Raw genomic sequence first — 14,464 nt, 5'->3', positions numbered from 1 at the left:
TACAAAAGACCACAGGCAAAGGAATTCAGGCGGCGGAATCCTTGCGCGCGGCGGTGATCAGCTCTGCTTTGTGATTTTCCAGGTAATCGGCCGCGGTGCGGTAAATCTCGACGCCAAAGCCATGGGCGAATTTCTGCCCCGGTGTCGCATGGTGCTCCGTATCCTGGCACATCGTATCGAGAACCCCGCGATACCAGGCGATGCGCTGGTCGATGACCTTTTCCAGCCAGTCGGCCGGCAGTCTTTCACCGAAAAAGACAATGAACATGAAATCGGAGCGGACCTTGTCGATATCAGGCGCTTCCATCAGCACGTTCTGCAGCGTGCGCTCGCCCTTGGCCGTGATCGTATAAATCTTCTTGTCCGGCCGCCGGTCCTGGGTAAGCGACATGCAGGAAACGAGCCCTTCGGTCTGCAGCCGGTTGAGAGCCGGGTAGATCGAGCCGAATCCGGCATGGAAGAAATGGCCGAACGGGCCTTCCTCGAACTGTTTGCGGATTTCGTAGCCCGTGGCGTCGCCGCAGGCGAGCACGCCGAGACAGGCGCTTTTTACATCCATGGCCGGGGGGTCCGTATTCCAGTTATGTGTATCGGACCGATATATATACTATATCGGTCCGATATACAACTCCGGCCATTTGCGGGCGGACCAGGCGGGCGGATCAGGCCGGTTTATCGCCGACCACCACGCGGACATGGCTTTTGAAGACGTGGAAATCATCCTCGATATATTTTTCGAGGGCGGCCTCGACCGCCTGATTGATCCGCTCGCGGACGGCCGGATCCCGCGTGTCGAGATGGGGCCCCACCCCCATATCGATCTGCGCCTGCCAGAAGGGCCTGCCATCCAGCGGCCGGCGAAGATTTACGATGATATCCTCCTCGCGGACCCCGGTGAAACCGGCCTTCGCCATTTCCGGGCCCAGTATGCCGGCCTCGGGAAAACGAAAGGGGTTGATGTCGTCGTTCCAGGGCCAGAAGCCGAGTTCCTTTTCGGCGACGGCCGTGGTCTCGGCGATCACCGTATTGTCGGTCAGCGGGCCCCAGACCATATAGGCCGCCCGTCCGCCCGGCTTGAGCACGCGAAAGGCCTCGGCGAATGTGCGGGAAATGTCGCTGCTGAACATGATGCCGAAACGGCATGTGACGCGATCGAAGCTTTCATCCTCGAAAGGCAGGTTTTCCATGTCCGCGAGACGGAAATCGAGATTGGTGAGTTTGCGATCGGCCGCCCGGCGGCGAATACCGGCAAGCATCTCGTCCACCAGATCGGTTGCCGTCACATGCCCCGAGGGGCCGACCTTTTTGGCGATCGTCAGGGCCGGCTCGCCCGCGCCCGAGGCGAGGTCCAGGGTTCTTTGACCGGGGCGGATATCGGCAATCTCGACGAAAGGCAGATTGAAGATATCGGACTGCTCGCCCATCTGGTCCGCCCATTCGTCCCAATAGCTTCCCCGTTTTGCCCAATCCTCGCGAACCTGTTCCTTGCGGGGGGCCGGGCTCTGGCTCATGGGTCTCTCCTTTTCGGGATGGGGCGCCGCGCGGGGCAGCGGGCCCAACTTAATGCCACTATCGCGCGGTGCCGTCGACCCCGATCGGGGTTCGCTTCACGGCATGGTGACCGGCCCCGCCGACGGCTGTCGTGGGCGGTGCGATCCAGGTATTTTCCGGAAAATCGGTGATGGCTGGGGGACCTGGATTCGAACCAGGGCTGCTCGGGTCAGAGCCGAGAGTTCTACCGCTAAACTATCCCCCAGCAGGGCGCCAGCCTCGTCTAGCACAGGGCCGCATGCACTTAAAGCTGCTTTGGCCCTGCACGGCACGGCTTCGAGCGGGGCCGCGAGTTGCATGCGCGCTTGACCTGCCGGGAACCGCCGGGCAGCATAGAGAATCGGATAAACCGCTGAAATCAAGGCACGAGTCAGATTGTCTCGCATGATATCAGGGGACCGGGCGGACGAGGATCATCGTGGAGCACAGGGCGCGGGACGAGGAGGGGACGAGGGCCGCCGGGGGCAGAGCCGGCAGGGACCGTCTCTGTGCCGCACTCGATCTCGGCACCAATAACTGTCGGCTGATGATGGCCCGGGCCACGGGGAGTGGCTTCAAGGTCGTGGACGCGTTTTCCCGCATCGTCCGGCTGGGCGAGGGGCTGGCGGCAACCGGCCGGCTGTCGGACGATGCGATGGAGCGCACCATCGACGCGCTTCGCCAGTGTGCCGGCCGGATGGCGCGCCGCAATATCTCCCGCGCCCGCACCGTGGCGACCGAGGCCTGCCGGCGGGCCACGAACGGGGCCGAATTCCTGAGCCGGGTCGAGGCGGAGACCGGGCTGGCGCTGGAGGTCATCTCGCCGGAAGAGGAAGCAGGCCTGGCGCTGGCGGGCTGCGCGCCGCTGCTGAAGCCGGAAAAGCCCGCTGCCGTGGTATTTGACATTGGCGGCGGCAGCACGGAAATCCTCTGGATCGAAACCGGCCGCGACGGTACGCCCCGGCTGCGGGATTCCGTCTCACTGCCCCATGGCGTGGTGACCTTGTCCGACCGGTTCGGCGGGGCGGCGATATGCCCCGATACCTACCAGAAAATCCGCCGCGAAATTTTTGACGCGCTCTCGGATTTCGACGCAAGGCATCAGATCGGGCGGCGCGTGGCCGACCGCGAGGTTGACCTGCTCGGCACCTCGGGCACGGTGACGACCGTGGCCGGCGTTCACCTCTGCCTCGGCCGATATGATCGCCGGCGGGTCGACGGCGCCACCATCGATTTCGAGACCGTGCATGAAGTGGCGGAAATGCTTGGCCGCATGTCGAACGACGATCGCGGCTCCCACCCGTGTATCGGGGAGGCGCGCGCCGATCTCGTCGTGCCGGGATGCGCCGTGCTGGCCGGCATCTGCGACCGGGTGCCGGTGGGCTCGCTGACGGTGGCGGATCGCGGCGTCCGGGACGGGATCCTGCTCGGGCTCTTTGCCGGCCGGCGCGCCCGGCCCCGTCTTTCCTGACCATGGCGCAACGCAAGGGCGGTGGAGGCTCGGGACGCCGGACCAAGGCTGTTCGCGTCCATCGCGCAAAGGGGCGCAAGGCGTCGAGCACGCGGTGGCTGCACCGCCATCTGAATGATCCCTACGTGCAGGAAGCCCGGGCCACCGGCTACCGGTCCCGGGCCGCCTTCAAGCTCCTCCAGCTCGATAAGCGCTTTCATTTTCTGCGCCGGGACGCCCGCGTCCTCGACCTCGGCGCGGCTCCCGGGGGCTGGAGTCAGGTGGCGGCCGAAAAAGTCGGGCCCGGCGGCTGGGTGGTCGCGATCGATATCCTGCCCATGGATCCCATCCCGGGGGTCGAGGTCGTGACGGCGGACATCGAGAGCGAGGCAGGACTCGCCGCCTGCCGGGACCTTTTGGGCGGGCCGGCCGATGTCGTCCTGAGCGACATGGCCCCGGCCACGACCGGCCATGCGCCGACCGATCACCTGAGGATCGTGCGGCTCTGCGAGGCGGGCCTGGCGGCGGCAGAGGAACTGCTCGCGCCCGGCGGGACCTTCGTCGCGAAGGTCTTTCAGGGGGGCGCCCAGGGTGAATTGCTCGATCGCCTCAAGGAACGCTTTGCCGTCGTGCGCCACGCCAAGCCGCCGGCAAGCCGCCAGGAATCGCCCGAGACCTACGTCGTGGCGCAGGACTTTCGCCCGGTCGGCCCCGCCCGCTGAAAACCGCAATTTCCCGCGCTTTTTCCGGCAACCGCAATCTTTACCCAGGCACTTGGATTCCCAATCGTCTCGTGTATGATGCCGGCCAATTTCACGGGTGGACCAGACCAGATATGGAAATTCGCGAAGCGCTGACTTTCGACGACGTCTCGCTCGTGCCCTCCGAATCCGCCATCCTGCCGCACCAGGCCGACACCCGGGCCCGGCTGACCCGCACGATCGAGCTGGGCATCCCCTTTGTGTCGGCCGCCATGGATACCGTAACCGAAGGCCCCCTGGCGATCGCCATGGCCCAGGCGGGCGGCATCGGCGTCATTCACAAGAACCTCGATATCGATCTGCAGGCCAACGAGGTCCGCGCCGTCAAGAAATTCGAGGCGGGAATGGTGGTCAACCCGGTGACCATGAATCCGGACCAGTCCCTGGCCGAGGCCCTGCAGGTCATGGATGTCAACCGGATCTCCGGAATCCCGGTGGTCGAGCGCGATACCGGCAAGCTGATCGGCATTCTGACGAACCGGGACGTGCGCTTCGCGACCGAAACCCGCAAGCCGATCGCCGAATTCATGACCCGCGAGGGGCTGATCACCGCGCCGGAAAGCGTGACTTTGGACGAGGCCAAACGGATTTTACACCAGCACCGGATCGAAAAGCTCCTGGTGGTGGACGGCGCCTATCGCTGCATCGGTCTGATCACGGTCAAGGATATCGAGAAAGCGCGAACCTTTCCCAATGCCTGCAAGGACGAAAAGGGCCGGCTGCGCGTCGCCGCCGCAACGGGGGTCGGGCCTGACGGCCTGGCACGCGCCGAGGCGCTGGTCGAGGCGGGCGCGGACGCCATTGTCGTGGATACGGCCCACGGCCATTCCGCCGGCGTCATCGAGGCCATTCGCCGGATCAAGCAGATATCCAATTACATCCAGGTCATTGCCGGCAATGTCGCGACGGCCGAGGGTGCGCAGGCGCTGATCGACGCCGGGGCGGATGCCGTGAAGGTGGGTATCGGGCCGGGATCCATTTGCACGACGCGGGTCGTGGCGGGTGTCGGCGTGCCGCAACTGACGGCGATCAGCGACGTGGCCAGTGTGACGCGCCGGGCGGGTGTGCCGCTCATCGGGGATGGCGGGATCAAATATTCCGGCGACGTGGCCAAGGCCCTGGCGGCCGGCGCGAATTGCGTGATGGTCGGTTCGCTCCTCGCAGGCACGGACGAAAGCCCTGGCGACGTCATTCTTTATCAGGGGCGGTCGTACAAGACCTATCGGGGCATGGGCTCGATCGGGGCGATGGCGCGCGGATCGGCCGACCGGTATTTTCAGGAAGAGGTTTCGGACCGGATGAAGCTGGTGCCCGAGGGGGTCGAGGGCCGCGTGCCCTACAAGGGCCCGGCCGGGCAGGTCGTGCATCAGCTGGTGGGCGGGCTGCGCGCCGCCATGGGATATATTGGCGCGCCGACGATCGAAGAAATGGCAAAACGTGCTAAGTTTGTCCGCGTGACATCCTCCGGTCTGAGGGAAAGCCATGTTCACGACGTTGCCATCACCCGGGAAACGCCGAATTACCGTCCCGATTTCTAGGACGCCCCTGCGTGCCAGGGTGGCGGGAGATGCGGGCGCGCGTGCGCGGCCGGCGCCGGACCCGACGGGAATCTCGCGATGCTAGGTGTCCGCCCGGCAGATCACTCAGACGTGCACACGATTGCGCAGGTTTTCGTTGAAAGCTGGCGCACGGCCTATGCGGGCCTCCTCCCTGACGAGGTGCTGCTCGGCCTGTCTCCCGACCGGCAGGAAGGCTACTGGCGCAAGACGATGGACCGGCTGGGCGGCCTGAACATCGTCGAAGTGGCGGAATCGGACGAGGAAGTCGTCGGCTTCATCAACGCCGGCCGGGCGCGCAGTTGGCCCCTCAAATTCCGGGGCGAGATCTACACGCTTTATCTGCTGCCCGATTTCCAGGGTCATGGACTCGGCCGGATGCTGCTGGCCGAAACATTTCGCCATATGGTGAAGCAGGATATCAGTAGCGCTATTGTCTGGGTGCTCGGACAGAACCACGCGCGATACTTCTACGAAGCGATGGGGGGCAAGCTCGTCGGCGAACGCCACGAATACCGCTGGAACACCCATCTCCATGAAGTAGCCTATGGCTGGCGCGACGTCCGTGATGTGCTGGTGCCCGGCGGCCCGCTGGCCCTTGACCTCTAGGCCCGAGCGCTCTCCCATGACATCAGGTAAGGATTTGCCGTCTTGACCACGGATCTCGTTCTCATTCTGGATTTTGGCTCGCAGGTGACGCAGCTGATCGCCCGGCGGGTGCGTGAAAGCGGCGTCTATTCCGAGGTCCTGCCCTTCAATGCCGATGACGCGCGCATCCGGGCGTTGAGCCCGCGCGCGATTATTCTCTCGGGCGGGCCGGCGTCGGTTACCCAGATCGGCACGCCCCGCGCGCCGGAAATCGTTTTCAGCCTTGGCGTACCTGTTCTCGGCATCTGCTACGGCGAGCAGACGATGTGCGATCAGCTCGGGGGGAGGGTGGCCAACTCGGATCACCGTGAATTCGGCCGCGCCTATATCGATGTCGTGGACGGCTGCCGGCTTTTTGAGGGGCTGTGGCGAAAGGGCGACCGCGCGCAGGTCTGGATGAGTCACGGGGACAGGGTCATCGACCTGCCGCCGGGTTTTCGTCCCGTGGCCACGAGCGACGGCGCGCCGTTCGCGGCCATCGCCGATGACGAGCGGCGGTATTACGGGGTGCAGTTTCATCCCGAAGTCGTGCATACCCCGCAGGGGGCAGAGCTTCTCGAGAATTTCACCCACCGGGTCGCGGGGTGTCGGGGCGACTGGACGATGGCGGCGTTCCGGGACCGGGCGATCGACGAAATCCGCTCCCGGGTGGGCGACGGGCATGTCATCTGCGGCCTGTCGGGCGGAGTCGATTCGTCCGTGGCGGCCATCCTCATTCACGAGGCGATCGGCGACCAGTTGACCTGCGTGTTCATCGATCACGGCCTGTTACGCCAGAACGAGGCGGAAGAGGTCGTTTCGCTGTTTGGTCGCCACTACAATATCCCGCTGATTCACCGGGACGCGTCCGAAATCTTCCTCAACAAGCTGGAAGGGGTGAGTGACCCCGAGGAAAAGCGCAAGATCATCGGCGCCACCTTCATCGATATCTTCGATGAAGAGGCGCACAAGCTCGGGCAGGTCGATTTCCTCGCCCAGGGCACGCTTTACCCGGACGTTATCGAAAGTGTCTCGCCCACCGGCGGACCAAGTGTGACGATCAAGTCGCACCACAACGTGGGCGGGCTGCCGGAGCGCATGCGCATGGCGCTGGTCGAACCGCTGCGCGAGCTCTTCAAGGACGAGGTGCGCGAGTTGGGGCGGGTTCTGGGTCTGCCGGAAAGCCTGATCGGCCGTCATCCGTTCCCGGGGCCCGGGCTCGCGATCCGGATTCCGGGCGAGGTGTCGCGCGAAAAGATCCGGATTTTGCAAAAGGCCGATACCGTCTATCTGGACCAGATCCGCAATCACGGGCTCTACGATTCCATCTGGCAGGCTTTCGCCGTTCTGTTGCCGGTTCGCAGCGTGGGGGTCATGGGGGATGAGCGGTCCTATGACTATGTCTGCGCGCTCCGGGCTGTGACATCGCTGGACGGCATGACGGCGGATTCCTTCGCCTTTTCCCATGAGTTTCTGCAGGAAACCTCCACACGCATCATTAACGAGGTGCGCGGGATCAACCGCGTCGTCTATGACGTGACCTCGAAACCGCCCGGCACGATCGAGTGGGAATAAGACAGGGGTGGCGGCGAAGGGGCTTTAGCCCTGGCGCGAGACGACCAGCTTGAGCTTGCGGTCGAACACACTCAGCACATCGGCCAATTCCGCCCCCTGGCGCAGCTTCTTGCTTCCGGCGTAGACGGCAAAGCCTCGCCGCTTTGATTTGCCCCCCAGCTTGGCCACGGCAAAGACCGGATGGTTGTGCTGGCCATTGAAGATGCTGAAGAGTGCCATCGAATCGCCGTGGTCGATGGCGTAATCCTTCCACTCGCCGCGCATGACGTTGCGGCTGTAGACGTTCAGGATCTGTCCGAGTTCCTGGCGATTGAAGCTGACCCGGGCGGGTCGCCGGCCGGTTGCGCCGGATGCCGGTTGGCTGGCCGCCCGCGGGCGGCTGAAGTGATGAAGGGTTCCCATGGGGCGGGGCATGCTCCCCAGTTTGTGGACGGGGCGTCATTGTTCCGTAATTTGCCGGGCCCGTCCATGCACAAGGAGCCTTCGGGCTGGTCGGGGCCTGTCCTGTCCTGCGCCGTCCTGGCTTGTCCTGTCCTGGCTTGTCTTGTCTTGTCCCGGCCCGACGGCGCCCCGATGACGTTTGCACTCGCCCGGCTGGGGGGCTAATGTAGCCCGCCTCTCACGGGGCGGGGAGCCGAAATGTCTGATATATTTCAGGAGGTTGAAGAAGACCTCCGGCGCGAAAGATACGCCAGCCTGTGGGCCCGTTACGGCCGACAGTTGATCATGATCGTCGTGGCCGTCGTGCTCGGGACGGCAATCGGCGTGGGGTGGAACAGCTATCGGCAGTCGGTCCGCTCCGAGCAGACGCGCGAGCTGGCCGAGGCGGCTGAACAGCAGGGCCTGGGCCTCCACGATGAGGCGATGGCACGGCTGGGCCGGATTGGCGACGGCACGGATCACGACGGCGTGGCGCTGCTGGCGCGGCTGCGCGAAGGGGCGATCCTGGTGGAATCGGGCGATCTCGGGGCTGCGGCCGCGCATTACCGCGCGCTCGCGGAAAGCTCGGACATTCCGCCGCTCTACCGCGATCTCGCGCGCCTGCTCGCCCTTTACGCGGCCTTCGACCAAACGCCACCGGCCGAACTGGAGCCGGGCCTGACGGCTCTCGCCCAGGACGATGGCCCGTGGCGGCACTCCGCCCGGGAACTGCAGGCCCTGCTGGCCCTGAAGCAGGGAGACGGGGTGGCGGCGCGCGATCTTTTCTCGCAGATTGCCGCCGATCCGACGGCGCCCGGCCCCCTGCGTGCGCGGGTCGCTGAGATGGTGGATATGATCGGGCAATAGACGTTTCCGCGACGCGCCGCGACGGCGCGACGAAATACCGGGAACCCCAACAACCAGATGGTCCGAGTGAAGGCAAAGGGTTTGAAAAAGGAAAAACATGGCCCCCCCCGCTGGGGTCGGGCCAGCGCCGGCGCGTCCGCGGCGCTTTGCCTGGCCGCCCTCTCGGCCTGCGGCTTTTTCATGGATACGCCGGACGACCGGCTGCCGGGGGAGCGCGTCCCGGTCCTCCAGGGCGAGGACGGGCTTGCCCCGAGCCCGTCCCTCGCGAGTGTGCCGGTGCGTTTGCCGCGTCCGGTGGTCAATCGCGATTGGACCCAGGTCGGCGCTGAACCCGGTCATGCGCCTCATCATCTGGCATTGAGCGCGACGCTGACCGAGGCCTGGTCGACCGATATCGGTGCCGGCCGGGACGACGAGGCCCCGCTGCTGCCGCAGCCCCTTGTCGTGGACGAGGTGGTCTTCACCATGGACGCACGGGCCCGGGTCAGTGCCCTGGATGCCCGCACCGGCGATCTCTACTGGCGGATCAGCCTGGCTGATGATGTCAGCGAGGACAGCGTCTCGTCGGCCGGAATTGCCTATGGCGAAGGTCGAGTCTTCGTGACCACGGGATTTGCCGTCGCTTACGCGCTTGATGCCAGAACAGGAAAAATCATTTGGCGGCGCAAGCTGTCCGCCCCCATGCGGGCCTCGCCTTCGGTCGACGGGGACCGGGTGTACATCACGACGGTGGACAGCCGTCTCCATGCCATTTCCACGGCGACCGGCGAGCGGTTGTGGACACATGCGGGCCTGGAGGAAGCCTCCGGCATTCTCGGCAGCGCGGAACCGGCGATTGCCCCTGATGTCGTGATCGCGGCCTACGCCTCCGGCGAGGTCTACGCGATCCGTCGGGCCAACGGCCGTACCCTCTGGTCGGATACGGTGGTCTCCATCAGCCAGGCGGACCCGCTGGCCACCATCGCCGATATCAGTGGGGCGCCGGTGATTGACGATAACCTGGTCTTCGCGGTCAGCCATAGCGGGCGCATGGTCGCGTTGAATCTGCAGACCGGGCGGCGCGTCTGGGAGCAAAGTGTGGGGGGGACCCACATGCCCTGGGTCGCCGGTAATTTCGTTTACGTGCTGACCAACAGCATGGAGATCGTCTGCATCCATCGCGAAAGCGGCGAGATTCGCTGGATCACGCAATTGCGTCGCTTCGAGGATACCGAAGAACGGGAAAAGCTGGTTGTCTGGTCAGGGCCTGTCATCGCGGGGGACCGGGCCCTTGTCGTCAGCTCCCACGGCTATATCGGGGCCGTTTCCCCCTATACGGGACAGTTCCTCGGTTCCGTCAAGGTGGGTGAGCCCATTCACGTGAGCCCGGTGGTTGCGGGTGATACGCTCTACGTTCTCACCGACGACGCCACGCTGATGGCCTTCCGGTAGGGCGCCATGCTCCGGGTCGCGATCGTCGGCCGGCCCAATGTCGGCAAATCAACGCTCTTCAACCGCCTTGCCGGTCGCCATCTCGCGATCGTCAACGACGTGCCGGGCGTAACGCGGGACTGGCAGGCGGCCGAGGCCAGGCTGGGTGACCGGTCGTTTCTGGCGATCGACACGGCGGGTCTCGAGGATGTGTCGGCCGGGACGCTCGAAGGGCGCATGCGCCAGTTCACCGAAGCCGTCGTGGCTGAGGCCGACGTGGTGCTGTTCCTTGTTGATTCGCGGGCGGGGCTCTTGCCGCTGGACCGGCACTTCGCTAATGCGCTCCGCCGCATCGGTACGCCCGTCATCCTGGTGGCCAACAAATGCGAATCCAGGAGCGCCCGCGCCGGCGCCGAGGAGGCCCTGGCGCTCGGCCTTGGGGATCCGATCCCGCTGTCGGCCGAGCACGGGCTGGGGCTGGGCGAGCTGTTCGAGGTGCTGGAGCCTTATTTCGCGGCCGCCCCGGCTGACGAAGCGGCGGATGATGACGAAGCGGCTGCCGACAGTGGCCCACTTCGACTGGCGATCGTCGGCCGGCCCAATGTCGGCAAATCGACCCTGGCCAATCGCCTGATCGGGGAAGAACGTCTGCTGACCGGCCCGGAGCCCGGTGTCACGCGGGATGCCATCCCGCTTGACTGGGAGTGGCAGGGGCGTGCCGTGCGGCTCGTGGATACGGCAGGCTTGCGGCGCAAGAGCCGCATCGAGGCCGAACTTGAAAAGGCGTCGGCCACCGAGGCGCTGCGCGCCATCCGTCTGGCAGAGCTGGTCATGCTGGTGATCGACGCGACTGCGGGGCTGGAGAAACAGGATCTGACGATCGCGCGTCACGTGGTTGATGAGGGGCGGGCGCTCGTGCTGGTGCTCAACAAGTGGGATCTGATCGACGAGCGACAAAAGACTCTCAAGGAGATTCGCGATCGGCTCGCCCGTTCGTTGCCGCAGATCAAGGGATTGCGCGTGGTGCCCGTTTCCGCCCGGACAGGGCGCCAGCTCGACAGGCTCATGCCCGAAGTGGTGCGTGCTCACGAAATCTGGAACACGCGGCTCTCAACGGGCAGGCTCAATCGCTGGCTGGCAGCGCTCGTCGACAGCCATCCACCGCCCGCGCCCGGTGGCCGCCGGATCCAGCTCCGCTATATCACCCAAGTGAAGGCTCGTCCCCCGACATTCGCACTCTTTGCGAACAAGCCGCATGACTTGCCGGCTTCCTATCTGCGCTATGTGGAGAATGCACTGCGCGAGGCTTTCGGTCTCGAAGGCGTGCCTATCCGCCTCGAGGCCCGTAAGGGCGCCAACCCCTATGCGGGCAAGAAACCGAAAAAAGTATCCAAGCTGGCGAAGAAGAAACCGGCGGTGCGCCGGCGCCCGGCAAACAGGAAGGACTGACCCGGCCGGATCAGTTCTGGGCTTTGACGATCTCGCCGTTCCGCAGGCAGTCGGGCAGGGCCAGTTCGACGAACGTGTCCGTGATCGCTTCGGGCGGCGGCAGGGTGAGGGGATCCTCGCCCGGAATGGCGGTCGCGCGCATCCGCGTGCGGACGATGCCCGGATTGACCAGATTTATCCGCACAGGCGTTTTCTCCATCTCGCGCGCATAGACCTGCACGAGCGCCTCCAGCCCGGATTTGCTCGCCGCATAGGCGCCCCAAAAGGCCCGCCGGCTGGTGGCGATGCCCGAGGTCACGAACATTGCGCGCCCCGCAGTGGACGCGCGCAGCAACGGGTCGAAGGCTCGGATCAGACGCCAGTTCGCGGTCAGGTTCGTTCGCAGGACACGGTCCCACATGTCGGGGTCCATGTGGGCGACGGGTGTGAGTTCGCCCAGAATGGCCGCGTTGGCAACGAGGATGTCGACGTGTCCAAAGCGCTGAGCCACGCTGGTTGCCATCCGGTCGATCGAGTCCAGGTCCTCAAGGTCGAGCGGGACAAGGGTCGGGGGCTCGAAACCGGCCTCGCGCAACTCGTCATCCAGCGCCTCGAGCGCTCCCTGGGTCCGGCTGACCAGAATGAGTTGTGCGCCTTCGGCCGCAAACCGTTTCGCGACGGCCGCGCCGATGCCGCGTCCCGCCCCCGTGATGAGGGCAAGTCGGCCGGCGAGCGGCTGTGGGGTCGCCTCACCGGTCATGGGCTCAGCGGGCATCCGAAAGAAGCGAGAGCTGGCGCGGCTTGGTGCCCTCCAGCATATCGGTCAGGCGGATAGGATATTCGCCCGTAAAGCAGGCATCGCAATACTGGGGCGTCGCCGCATTCCGGCCTGCCTCGCCCATGGCGCGATACAGCCCGTCCATCGACAGATAGGCCAGACTGTCCACGCCGATCAGGCGTGCCATTTCCTCGACCGAATGGTTGGAGGCGATGAGGTTGCTGCGCTCGGGTGTGTCTATGCCGTAAAAGCACGAATTGATGGTGGGCGGACTGGCGATGCGCATATGCACTTCCTTCGCACCGGCCTGACGCACCATTTCGACGATCTTCTTGGAGGTCGTGCCCCGCACGATACTGTCGTCCACGAGGATGACGCGCTGCCCCCGGAGCTGACCCGAATTGGCGTTATGCTTCAGCTTGACTCCGAGATGGCGAATGCTGTCGGTCGGCTCGATGAAGGTCCGCCCCACATAGTGGTTGCGAATAATGCCGAGCTCGAAGGGAATCTTCGCTTCTTCGGCGTAGCCGATGGCGGCCGGCACGCCCGAATCGGGAACCGGCACCACGCAATCGGCGTCGACAGGGTTCTCCCGGGCAAGTTGCTGGCCGATCCGCTTGCGCGCCAGATAAACGTTCGAGCCTTCGATGACGCTGTCCGGCCGGGCAAAGTAGATATACTCAAAAATACAGAACCGGTGATTGACTTCGGGGAACGGCTTGATCGATGTCAGGCCGTTGGAATCTATGACGATCAGCTCGCCCGGCTCGACGTCGCGAACGTGTTCCGCCCCGATGATGTCGAGGGCACAGGTCTCCGACGCGAGGATGAAGGAGCCTTCCAGCTTGCCCAGGACCAGCGGGCGCACGCCGTGAGGATCGCGCACGCCGATAAGCTTCTTGCGTGTGAGGGCGACGAGCGAATAAGCACCCTCCACCTGGCGCAGGGCATCGACCACCCTGTCGACGACCGTGCTCTTGTGACTGGTCGCGATGAGATGGACGATGACTTCCGTATCGCTGGTCGATTGAAACAGGCAGCCGGTCTCCACGAGGCGCCGGCGCACCTGAAAAGCGTTGGTCAGGTTGCCGTTATGGGCGATCGCGAGGCCACCAAAGGCGAATTCGGCAAATAGCGGCTGCACGTTGCGCAGAACGGTGTCGCCGGTCGTGGAATAGCGGTTGTGGCCGATAGCGAAGCGGCCGAGGAGCTGCTCGATCACCTTTTCGGTGCCGAAATTGTCGCCGACATGCCCCAGCGCCCGGTGAGAATGGAACTGCTCGCCGTCGTACGAGACGATCCCGGCGGCTTCCTGCCCGCGATGCTGGAGCGCATGCAGGCCCAGTGCCGTCAGCGCCGCCGCATCGCTATGGCCCCAGATGCCGAAGACGCCGCATTCCTCGCGGAACTTGTCTTCGTCGAAGGGATTCGTCGTGCGAAGATTGGATGCCACTAATTGAGATCCTCGATCACCTGTTCAAGCCGCTGCCGCTCTTCCAGCTTATACCCTTTTTCGCCGCCCGGCGCAGCCGCGCCCGGTCGTGGAGCCGTGGTGACGGTCGTTGTCTCTTCGGGCGCGAACCAGCCAAGTATTTCGGCGCCGGTCTCCAGAACGCCGATGAGCCTTGCCTCTCGCAACCAGTCAGGCTGCTCGTCCGCTGTCCAAATCCAGGCCACCCCGAGATAAAGCGCCGAGACAATCACGAGCCCGCGCAGCGCGCCCAGCCCCGCGCCAAGAAACCGGTTCAGCCCCGAGAGGCCGCTGTCGCCCACCCGCCCGCTGATGAACCTGGCAACCATCGAGAGGACCAGATAGCTGGCGATAAAAACGGTGATCACGGCCACCAGGTCGGCCGCCATCGCGATCCCGATAAGATCGCGGAATAGCGGCTTTATCAGCGGGACCCCATATATGGTCGCGAAAACCGCGCCGACAAGCCCCGCGAGGCCCAGCACGACCCCGACAAAGCCGCGCATGAAGGCCAGCACCGTCGAGATCAGGATGATCGCGAGGATGAGGATGTCCACGGCCGTGATAATTTCCATTTGCATGCGTCGTGTC

The 14,464-nt window shown here is 64.8% G+C and carries 14 protein-coding genes and 1 tRNA gene; 8 read left to right on the top strand and 7 right to left on the bottom strand.

The genetic code is table 11. The annotated features are described in order from the left end of the window. Window positions 1-25: 25 nt before the first annotated feature. The 3 genes from RLQ26_11595 to RLQ26_11585 form a co-directional block, all read right to left on the bottom strand. Entirely contained in the window at window positions 26-559 is a 534-nt protein-coding gene (locus RLQ26_11595) for a PadR family transcriptional regulator (protein ID MEQ9089366.1), read from the bottom strand. Window positions 560-662: 103 nt separating this feature from the next. Then, on the bottom strand, window positions 663-1,511 hold the full coding sequence (locus tag RLQ26_11590) for a class I SAM-dependent methyltransferase (GenBank protein ID MEQ9089365.1): 849 nt from the start codon (window positions 1,509-1,511) through the stop codon (window positions 663-665). Window positions 1,512-1,682: 171 nt separating this feature from the next. Next, window positions 1,683-1,756, bottom strand: a tRNA-Gln gene (locus tag RLQ26_11585). A gap of 213 nt (window positions 1,757-1,969) precedes the next feature. Here RLQ26_11585 and RLQ26_11580 point away from each other — a divergent pair. The 5 genes from RLQ26_11580 (at window position 1,970) to guaA (ending at window position 7,499) form a co-directional block, all read left to right on the top strand. Continuing rightward, window positions 1,970-3,001 (top strand): Ppx/GppA phosphatase family protein, encoded by a 1,032-nt coding sequence (locus RLQ26_11580; protein ID MEQ9089364.1) that lies wholly within the window; start codon window positions 1,970-1,972, stop codon window positions 2,999-3,001. A 2-nt stretch (window positions 3,002-3,003) separates the two neighbouring features. Next, window positions 3,004-3,702, top strand: coding sequence for an RlmE family RNA methyltransferase (locus RLQ26_11575; protein ID MEQ9089363.1), 699 nt, complete (start codon window positions 3,004-3,006; stop codon window positions 3,700-3,702). A gap of 113 nt (window positions 3,703-3,815) precedes the next feature. Next, window positions 3,816-5,279, top strand: coding sequence for an IMP dehydrogenase (gene guaB / locus RLQ26_11570; protein ID MEQ9089362.1), 1,464 nt, complete (start codon window positions 3,816-3,818; stop codon window positions 5,277-5,279). Window positions 5,280-5,357: 78 nt separating this feature from the next. Then, window positions 5,358-5,906, top strand: a complete 549-nt coding sequence (locus tag RLQ26_11565) for a GNAT family N-acetyltransferase (GenBank protein ID MEQ9089361.1) — start codon at window positions 5,358-5,360, stop codon at window positions 5,904-5,906. Between the two features lie 42 nt (window positions 5,907-5,948). After that, entirely contained in the window at window positions 5,949-7,499 is a 1,551-nt protein-coding gene (guaA, locus tag RLQ26_11560) for a glutamine-hydrolyzing GMP synthase (protein MEQ9089360.1), read from the top strand. A 24-nt stretch (window positions 7,500-7,523) separates the two neighbouring features. Here guaA and RLQ26_11555 read toward each other — a convergent pair whose 3' ends face one another. Next, the gene (locus RLQ26_11555; GenBank protein ID MEQ9089359.1) at window positions 7,524-7,901 is read right to left on the bottom strand and encodes a DUF2794 domain-containing protein; all 378 of its coding nucleotides are present in this window, start codon (window positions 7,899-7,901) and stop codon (window positions 7,524-7,526) included. Between the two features lie 237 nt (window positions 7,902-8,138). Here RLQ26_11555 and RLQ26_11550 point away from each other — a divergent pair, with 237 nt between their 5' ends. The 3 genes from RLQ26_11550 (at window position 8,139) to der (ending at window position 11,645) form a co-directional block, all read left to right on the top strand. Beyond that, window positions 8,139-8,786, top strand: coding sequence for a tetratricopeptide repeat protein (locus RLQ26_11550; GenBank protein MEQ9089358.1), 648 nt, complete (start codon window positions 8,139-8,141; stop codon window positions 8,784-8,786). Window positions 8,787-8,867: 81 nt separating this feature from the next. Then, on the top strand, window positions 8,868-10,217 hold the full coding sequence (locus RLQ26_11545; protein MEQ9089357.1) for a PQQ-binding-like beta-propeller repeat protein: 1,350 nt from the start codon (window positions 8,868-8,870) through the stop codon (window positions 10,215-10,217). Between the two features lie 6 nt (window positions 10,218-10,223). Then, a complete protein-coding gene (der, locus tag RLQ26_11540) occupies window positions 10,224-11,645 on the top strand; it encodes a ribosome biogenesis GTPase Der (GenBank protein ID MEQ9089356.1) in 1,422 nt (473 codons plus the stop codon). 10 nt (window positions 11,646-11,655) lie between these two features. Here the strand turns inward: der and RLQ26_11535 are convergent, their stop codons facing one another. From RLQ26_11535 to RLQ26_11525, 3 genes are read right to left on the bottom strand one after another with little or no spacing between them, the layout of a single operon-like run. Continuing rightward, window positions 11,656-12,384, bottom strand: a complete 729-nt coding sequence (locus RLQ26_11535; protein MEQ9089355.1) for an SDR family NAD(P)-dependent oxidoreductase — start codon at window positions 12,382-12,384, stop codon at window positions 11,656-11,658. 4 nt (window positions 12,385-12,388) lie between these two features. After that, window positions 12,389-13,855, bottom strand: a complete 1,467-nt coding sequence (purF, locus tag RLQ26_11530) for an amidophosphoribosyltransferase (GenBank protein MEQ9089354.1) — start codon at window positions 13,853-13,855, stop codon at window positions 12,389-12,391. Then, the gene (locus tag RLQ26_11525; protein MEQ9089353.1) at window positions 13,855-14,454 is read right to left on the bottom strand and encodes a CvpA family protein; all 600 of its coding nucleotides are present in this window, start codon (window positions 14,452-14,454) and stop codon (window positions 13,855-13,857) included. Before RLQ26_11525 ends, purF begins: the two co-directional genes overlap by 1 nt. Window positions 14,455-14,464: the final 10 nt, after the last annotated feature.

The organism is Alphaproteobacteria bacterium, assembly GCA_040220875.1.
Classification (GTDB): domain Bacteria; phylum Pseudomonadota; class Alphaproteobacteria; order JAVJVX01; family JAVJVX01; genus JAVJVX01.
Note: the sequence above shows the minus strand (reverse complement) of the source record. Positions and strands in the feature narration are given on the sequence as shown.